The 7,475-nt window shown below is 51.7% G+C and carries 9 protein-coding genes; 7 read left to right on the plus strand and 2 right to left on the minus strand.

From position 1 onward, the window contains the following. The first annotated feature begins 8 nt into the window (after positions 1 to 8). The 5 genes from R3177_RS11690 to R3177_RS11710 all read left to right on the plus strand — a co-directional run bounded on the left by R3177_RS11690 (position 9) and on the right by R3177_RS11710 (position 4,244). Positions 9 to 107: a DUF1653 domain-containing protein gene (locus R3177_RS11690; RefSeq protein ID WP_318971215.1), complete on the plus strand. Its 99-nt coding sequence runs from the start codon at positions 9 to 11 to the stop codon at positions 105 to 107. A gap of 312 nt (positions 108 to 419) precedes the next feature. Next, on the plus strand, positions 420 to 1,115 hold the full coding sequence (locus R3177_RS11695) for a YIP1 family protein (protein ID WP_318971207.1): 696 nt from the start codon (positions 420 to 422) through the stop codon (positions 1,113 to 1,115). 22 nt (positions 1,116 to 1,137) lie between these two features. Further along, positions 1,138 to 2,301: an efflux RND transporter periplasmic adaptor subunit gene (locus R3177_RS11700; RefSeq protein ID WP_318971208.1), complete on the plus strand. Its 1,164-nt coding sequence runs from the start codon at positions 1,138 to 1,140 to the stop codon at positions 2,299 to 2,301. A 1-nt stretch (position 2,302) separates the two neighbouring features. Next, a complete protein-coding gene (locus R3177_RS11705) occupies positions 2,303 to 3,013 on the plus strand; it encodes an ABC transporter ATP-binding protein (protein ID WP_318971209.1) in 711 nt (236 codons plus the stop codon). After that, positions 3,006 to 4,244, plus strand: coding sequence for an ABC transporter permease (locus R3177_RS11710; RefSeq protein WP_318971210.1), 1,239 nt, complete (start codon positions 3,006 to 3,008; stop codon positions 4,242 to 4,244). Before R3177_RS11705 ends, R3177_RS11710 begins: the two co-directional genes overlap by 8 nt. A 47-nt stretch (positions 4,245 to 4,291) precedes the next feature. Here the strand turns inward: R3177_RS11710 and R3177_RS11715 are convergent, their stop codons facing one another. After that, the gene (locus R3177_RS11715; protein WP_318971211.1) at positions 4,292 to 5,197 is read right to left on the minus strand and encodes a tRNA/rRNA methyltransferase; all 906 of its coding nucleotides are present in this window, start codon (positions 5,195 to 5,197) and stop codon (positions 4,292 to 4,294) included. A gap of 132 nt (positions 5,198 to 5,329) precedes the next feature. On the opposite strand from R3177_RS11715, the gene R3177_RS11720 reads away from it, so the two are divergent. Both R3177_RS11720 and R3177_RS11725 read left to right on the plus strand, forming a co-directional pair. Next, positions 5,330 to 6,193 carry a 23S rRNA (adenine(2030)-N(6))-methyltransferase RlmJ gene (locus R3177_RS11720; RefSeq protein ID WP_318971212.1) on the plus strand — a complete coding sequence of 288 codons (864 nt, stop codon included), beginning with the start codon at positions 5,330 to 5,332 and terminating at the stop codon, positions 6,191 to 6,193. 3 nt (positions 6,194 to 6,196) lie between these two features. Beyond that, the gene (locus R3177_RS11725; RefSeq protein WP_318971213.1) at positions 6,197 to 6,997 is read left to right on the plus strand and encodes a S1/P1 nuclease; all 801 of its coding nucleotides are present in this window, start codon (positions 6,197 to 6,199) and stop codon (positions 6,995 to 6,997) included. A 22-nt stretch (positions 6,998 to 7,019) separates the two neighbouring features. Here the strand turns inward: R3177_RS11725 and R3177_RS11730 are convergent. After that, positions 7,020 to 7,475, minus strand: a 456-nt coding sequence (locus R3177_RS11730; RefSeq protein ID WP_318971214.1) for an isochorismatase family protein, incomplete at its 5' end; no start/stop codon positions are given.

The following is a 7,475-nucleotide window of genomic DNA, read 5'->3' on the forward strand; positions in this document are numbered from 1 at the left end:
ACTACGGTCTGTGGGCGCGGCCTGCCAGAATGTTCAGTGAAACAATTAGCATTGCCGGTGAACAACTGGCCCGTTTTCAATATATTGGCGAACAACCGCCGGCATAACAATAATGATTGTTCTGCCTGTTTAACCACGCCATACGCCATAGTCAGGATCCTGCTACACCGTTGCGCTTTTTATCCTTTACTTGTACTCCTTTACCTTGGCTCCTTCGCCGAATATCAGGTTAAATTACCGTTTATCATGTTGTCAGCGTCGGGTTTTAGCTGCTGGCGTATGCTGATTGCAGCAGTGTGTGACAAATATCGTTACATTTAACATATTTGTTAACAGTCAGACACATGTTATGGTTAAGCTTATTGTTTCGTTGCTAATATCCTGAAAGTGTAAAACAGAATAACAAAGGGAGAAGTGTTATGAGTAAAAATATTGGTCAGGCGCTGCTGGATATTTATGTCGCGCCTAAACAACTGTTTAATGTACTGCCTGAGAAAAAGGGGTGGAGCTGGGTAGCCTTACTTATCATGCTGACGGTTAATGCTTTTGGCCTCTGGTATTTTTATAGCGGTATGAGTCCCGAGTGGATAGTCGAGCAGCAAATTGCTCAGACGGCGCATACACTGACGCCGGCTGAAATCGAACAAAGCCGCGCAGTAATGGGCCAGATGGCCAATAAAACCGGGATTATTTCAGTTGCGGCTATTCTGGTAATCACTCCAATTATGCTGGCTATTATGGCCCTGTATTTGATGCTGGTCGGCAATCCTGGCCATAAGCACTCTTATGGCGACTGGTTCGCAGTGGCAGTCTGGAGCAATATGCCAGGGATTTTGAATATGCTGGGGCTGATTGTGCTGGTGCTTATCAGCAGCGATCCGAACCTGCCGTTAACCACCGCCAACTACCTGTCATTAAATCAACTACTGCTTGGGCTGGAACCCGGCCATACCTGGTACACCTGGGCTGAGAGCTTTAATTTAATTTATTTGTGGATTGGCGCCTTATTTGCGGTTGGCCTGCATTGCTTAAGCGGCTACAACGCAGTAAAGAGCACCCTGCTCGGGTTTGCGCCCCTGGTGGTCATCTACGGGCTGTGGGCTGTCTTTATCTGAAACGGTTAAACGGAAGTAACCAATGAAAAAACTGCTGATATTGCTGGTTATTGTCGCTGTGCTGGTCGGGCTGATTAGCCTGAGTCAATACCGCAAGCAACAACAGACTACCAGTGTCACCACGGCACTGGTAACCGAAGGTTCCCTTGCCGACAGCATTCTGGCGTCGGGTAATCTGGAATTTAACACGCAAATCCAAATCCGCTCTGAGGTAACCGGCAGGGTGCTTGAGGTACTGGTAGAGGAAGGCGAAACGGTGGCAAAAGATCAGGTGCTGATGCGGCTTGATGACACCGCGTTTGTCGCTGACGTAAACCGTAACCGTGCTATGGTGCAAAGTCAGCAGATTGATATTGCCAGGGCCAAAGCACAACTGGCAGATCTACAGCGTCAGTTTAACCGGCAACAACAGCTATATAACAACGGCTTAATTCAGCAGGAAACCATCGACAGCCTGCAAAGTCAGCTGGACATTGCCAACATCAATGTCCGCTCGGCAGAAGCCGCCTTACAACAGGGCCAGGCGATGCTGGCCATGGCAGAAGACAATCTGCGCAAAACCGTTTACCGGGCCCCGATTGCTGGCCTGCTTGCTACAGTTGACATCAAACCCGGCGAGACAGTTATTGCCGGCAGCACCAATATTATTGGCAGCCCGTTAATGACCCTGGCCGATCCCAGCGCGATTCTGGCAGAGCTCAGGGTAGACGAAGCGGATATTGCCAATGTTCACCTTGGCCAGCAGGCAGAAGTCTACGCTGCCGCTTATCCGCATCAGGCCATTCATGGTGAAGTGATCCAGATTGCGACGTCAGCCCGTTATCTGGATCAGAGCCAAAGCCTGTCGTTCAGGGTTAAAGTACTGCTACAGCCAGAAGATATTGCGCTGTATCCTGGAATGAGCTGCCGCGCCGAAATTATTTTGTCACAGCAACAACAAAGTTTGCAGGTGCCGATAGCCGCAATTCAGCAAAGCAGTCAGCAAAAGGAGCCCGCTTACTTTGTCTGGAAAGTGTCAGATAACACCGCTGTAAAACAAATCGTTACCCTCGGCATGGCCACGGATATTGCTCAGGAAGTGCTGAGCGGTCTGCAGGTGGGTGAAGAGGTCATCGTTGGTCCGGCACGCACCATGCTGGGTCTGACTGAAGGTCAGAAGCTAAACCCGGAACGGCAGGAATACTGACATGAGCAATGCAGTGATCCGGTTACAGCAAGTCAGTAAACACTATCAGATGGCCGATGAGACGTTTTATGCCCTGAAACAGATTGATCTGGCCGTTACCGAAAATGATTATGTCGCTATTATTGGCCCATCTGGTTCCGGTAAGTCTACGCTGATGAATATACTGGGATGTCTTGATACGCCAAGTACCGGCCATTATCAGCTGGCTAACCGCGATGTATCAACCTTGAATGAAACCGAACTGGCAGGGTTACGCAATGAAGCTGTTGGCTTTATATTTCAGAGTTTTAACCTGCTACCACGGGCAACCGTGCTGGCTAATGTTATGCAACCACTGATTTACCGTTTGATGGCTAACAGCCAGCGCAAAGCAATGGCACTGGAAGCTTTGCAACGGGTCGGGCTGGCGGATAAAACCGGCCATTTGCCCAATCAGCTGTCAGGCGGTCAGCGCCAGCGGGTTGCCATTGCCAGGGCGCTGGTAACCCGGCCGCGGATCCTGCTGGGCGACGAGCCAACAGGCAATCTGGACAGTAAAACCAGTAAAGATATTATGGCATTATTTGACCAGCTGCATCAGGAAGGCCATACCATTATTCTGGTGACCCATGAGCAGGATATTGCTGACCATTGTCAGCGGGTGATCCGCTTGGTCGACGGCGAAATTGAACAGGATTTTCGTAATCCGCCGGGAGCCGCCAATCATGCTTAAATTACTGCACGCCGGCTTTGAAGGCAGTAAAGCGGCATTAGCCTCCATCCGCGCCCATGGCCTGCGAAGCGCACTGACAACCCTTGGCATTATTATCGGTGTTGCCGCCGTGATTACCGTGGTCGCCATTATGCAGGGACTCAGCCACAGTATTACCAGCCAGCTGGATGATTTAGGCAGCGATATGATCACACTGAGGGCTCACACCCCCACTAACCAGCAAATGCTTGGGATCCAGAACCGGCTGCATTATGACGACTTTCTGCTGCTAAAAAGCCGGGTTGCTGATGTCGAAGACATGACAGCGACTATGCAGGCATTTAGTATGGGCTCCCAGGTGCAGTACGGGCGAAATAGCGCCCGCACTCAAATCATCGGCACCGACAGCAGCTATCAGAATGTGGTAAGGGTGTACCCCGAGGCCGGCCGGTTTTTATCTGCCAGTGATGATGACCGCCGCCGCCGCGTGGCCTTTATTGGTTCATCGCTGATTAAACAGCTTGATTTACCCGAAAACCCGGTGGGCCAGTTTATTAACTTGTCAGGCGACTGGTTCCGGATTATAGGCATAGCCGAAACCCGTGGCAGTATGTTTGGCTTCGATCAGGATAATTACATTATTGCGCCGTTCAGCACCATTCGCTCACTCAGTGGTGAACGCGCGGCCCGCAATATTGATATCATGTTCCGCCCTGCTGCCGGCGCAGATGCTGAGAAAGTACAGCAACAAATGCGCGCTATCCTGCGCCAGCACTATAAACTGGCAGCAGATGAACCGGATCCGTTTGAATTTGTCAGCGCCGAGCGAATGATTGAGCAGTTTAATACCATCACCCGCACCATTACCCTGGTTGCCGGCGGTGTGGTTAGTATCAGCCTGTTGGTTGGCGGTATAGGCGTCATGAATATTATGCTGGTATCGGTGACTGAGCGTACCCGGGAAATTGGTATTGTCAAAGCGCTGGGCGCCACACCCCAGTTTATTCTGATCCAGTTTCTGGTTGAGGCGTTAGTGCTGTCATTGTTTGGTGGCATTATCGGCTTAGCACTTGGCGCCGGCGTCGCCAGTTTTATCGGCCTGATGATGCCCGCCATGCCAGAAGCCTTAATTCCGTTATGGGCAGTGTTGCTGGCCATTGGTTTTACCACGTTAATCGGCGTGGTGTTCGGCCTGGCTCCCGCCATCAAAGCTGCCCGCCTGAACCCGATTGACGCACTGCGGTATGAATAACCGACTCGCTAACCTGTGCTGGTGGCTGCCACGCTTACCGGCCACGTTTAAATCAGGCCGGTATTTTCGCTATGCTGCCGGTACCATTCGCCGACAATTAAACTGGCAGCGACGCTGACATTCAGTGATTCAACCTTACCACTACCGGGAATTTGCAACGCAATATCAGCGCGACTGGCCACAGCTTTGGATACACCAAACATCTCCTCACCAAATACAATGACCACCTTTTGTGGTAACGCTGTCTGATACAGCGACTGGCCGTTATGGCTCGAAGTGGTTACCAGGCTGTAGCCCGCCTGCTTACAAAGCTGCAATGCCAGGGGCATATCATCACAGCCAAGCGGGCTGATAAACTCCCCGCCGCCCTCAGCGGTGCGCAGTGCCGCGCCCGATTGCAGTAACTGCGGCTCACGCATAACAATCCCGGTAACGCCAAAATGGGCGCAGGTGCGGGCAATCGCGCCTAAATTATGTGGGTTGCCAACGCCATCGAGCGCCAGCAAGCAGTCACGCCGGGCTTTAACCTGATTGAGGTAACTGGCAATACTGACAATTGGCTTGCGTTTAACCAGCAAGACAATACCACCATGGTGCTGACTGGCCGCGACTTTCTCAAGCTCGGCATCTTCAACAATATGATAAGCCTTTTTGTCAGATGCTAAATATTTCATGACATCAGCAAATCTGGGCGCCAGTTGCTGTGAAATATACAAGCGGATAATGGCTTCTGGGCGCTGACTAAACAGGACCCGGCAGGCATTTTCACCGTAAACTTTGCTCTCGTCGCCATGGTTATGGGCAGATGGGCGGGCCGGATTAGCGCTGCTTTTAGCCATTGCTGTCTTTTTCAGCCACGGCTTTTGCAGCATATCTTTGCCGGCGGCTGAATGCTTTGCTGTAGAGTTTCGTTGCTGCTGGCTGCGGCCAGCGCGTTTTGGTTTATCAACCATTAAAATGTCCTGCATCACGCGAAATGACGCCAATTTTAGCATCGCTATCGAGCTATTACTTGTATTTTTCCGTTACCGCAGTATCCTTGGCGGCATTATTAGCCGGTGTCAGCAAATCAGGGCCAGAACAGCATGCTTAGTTATCGCCACAGTTACCATGCCGGCAATCACGCCGATGTGTTAAAACATCTGGTGCAGGTCGCTATTCTTGATTATCTGCTGCAAAAAGACAAACCGCTGTGTTATCACGACAGCCATGCTGGTGCAGGCCTGTATAGCCTGGCCAGTGAACAGGCACAAAAGACGGCAGAGTATCAGCAAGGCATAGGCCGGCTCTGGCAGTATCAGGCCAAATCTGCAGCGCTGGGCCGTTATTTAAGCCTGATCCACAGCCTTAACCCGGATAATACCCTGGCGTTTTACCCCGGCTCACCGAAAATTGCCAGCTTAATGCTAAGGCCGCAAGACGTCATTCAGGCCACAGAATTACACCCCACCGACTACCCCATTCTGGCCAGCCAGTTTGCAAGACGCCGCCATAGCCGGATTGAAAATATGGATGCGTATGCCGGCTTTAAAGCCATGTTACCGCCACTGGTAAAACGGGGATTAGTCCTGATAGACCCGCCTTACGAGCTGAAAAATGAATATAATGATCTGGTAGCAGGCTTGCAAGAGGCCTACCGTCGCTTCCCCCAGGCAACTTATGCTATCTGGTATCCGGTGATTGAACGGCCAGCGGCTGAAGCCTTTATTACCGCCATTGTCGGCACCGGCATTAAAAACCAGCTGCGGATTGAATACTGCCCCTGCCCCGATAAAGCGGGTTTTGGCATGAGTGGCAGCGGTATGCTGGTGATTAACCCCCCTTACACCCTGGCAGACACTATGCGCGATGCGTTAACTGAGTTGGCACCGATGCTCGCCACCAACACATCTGTTAACAGTGACAATACCGCCCCCCTGTGGCAGGTCAGTCAGTTAGTTGGAGAGTAAAAAATGCTGATCCGTAATCTGAAAATAGTCGCCGCCTACAGTGCCTTACTGCTCCTCAGTCTGTCTTTTGACAGCCAGGCGTTTGGCCGCACCGGCCATATGATGATTTGTGACATGACCTATCAGCTGGTGCAGCCGGCCACCCGGCAAAAGCTGGATCAATTAGTACAGAAAACCCCCTACCAGCACTTCTCGCCAGCCTGTGTCTGGCCGGATGAAGTGCGATCGCAAGATGAATTCGCCTGGACTAAACCGCATCACTATATCAATTTGCAGCGCGGTGAAACGGTGGTCAGCCGCAGCCATTGCCCTGCAGAAGGCTGCATTTTATCGGCCATAGACACCATGCAGCAGCGCTTACAGAACAATAAACAGGACTGGCAGGCTCTGCTGTTCCTGAGTCACTATATCAGTGATCTGCACCAACCTTTTCATGTTAGTTTTGCCGACGATTTAGGCGGCAATCGTACTGCCGTGTATTTTTATGGCGAACCATCAAATTTACATGGGGTGTGGGATACTAATATGCTGACTAAACTGGGTTATCACGATCCTGCTAAACAACAGCAGCTATTAGCCAGTCTGACCCGATCACAGCGGCAGCAATGGCAGCAGAGCGATCTTATGGTCTGGACTAACGAGTCAGCAGCGATCACCATCGGTCTTTATCAGGATTACCGGCCAGGCATGTTAATTGACGATCGTTATCTTGCCAGATATCAAAACGTACTCGAACAGCGTGTGCTGCAAGCTGCGGTGCGGCTGGCAGCTACCCTCGATGCGTTGTTTGCGGATAACTCATAACCGTTAAAGGCGTGCTGACCACTTAGCGGATCCAACCCCGGCTTATCTGGCGGAAGCTCTCGTGATCGGCGCGCTCAAGCCATTCAAAAGCCAGCATTTCCCGGCTGATAATTTGACAGCCGGCCTGTTGCATCCTGCTTAGCGCCAGTTGTTTATTGTCTGGTGTACGTGAACCCACCGCTTCAGCTACCACAAACACCTGATACCCTGCCGCCAGCAAATCAAACACGGTTTGCAGCACGCAGACATGGCTCTCAGTACCGATCACCACCATCTGACGTCGCCCCAGCCGGGTTATGGTTTGCTGTATTTGTGGCTCGCGCCAGGCGCTGAAGCAAATTTTCCGCACTACCGACGCATCAGCCAGCAGTTCGCGCAGCCCCGGCACGGTCGGGCCCAGTCCTTGGGGGTAATGCTCTGTTGCCAGTATTGGAATATTCAGCTGCAATGCCACCTGCAACACCCAGGCAGCGGCCTG

The organism is Arsukibacterium sp., assembly GCF_033722355.1.
GTDB lineage: Bacteria > Pseudomonadota > Gammaproteobacteria > Enterobacterales > Alteromonadaceae > Alishewanella.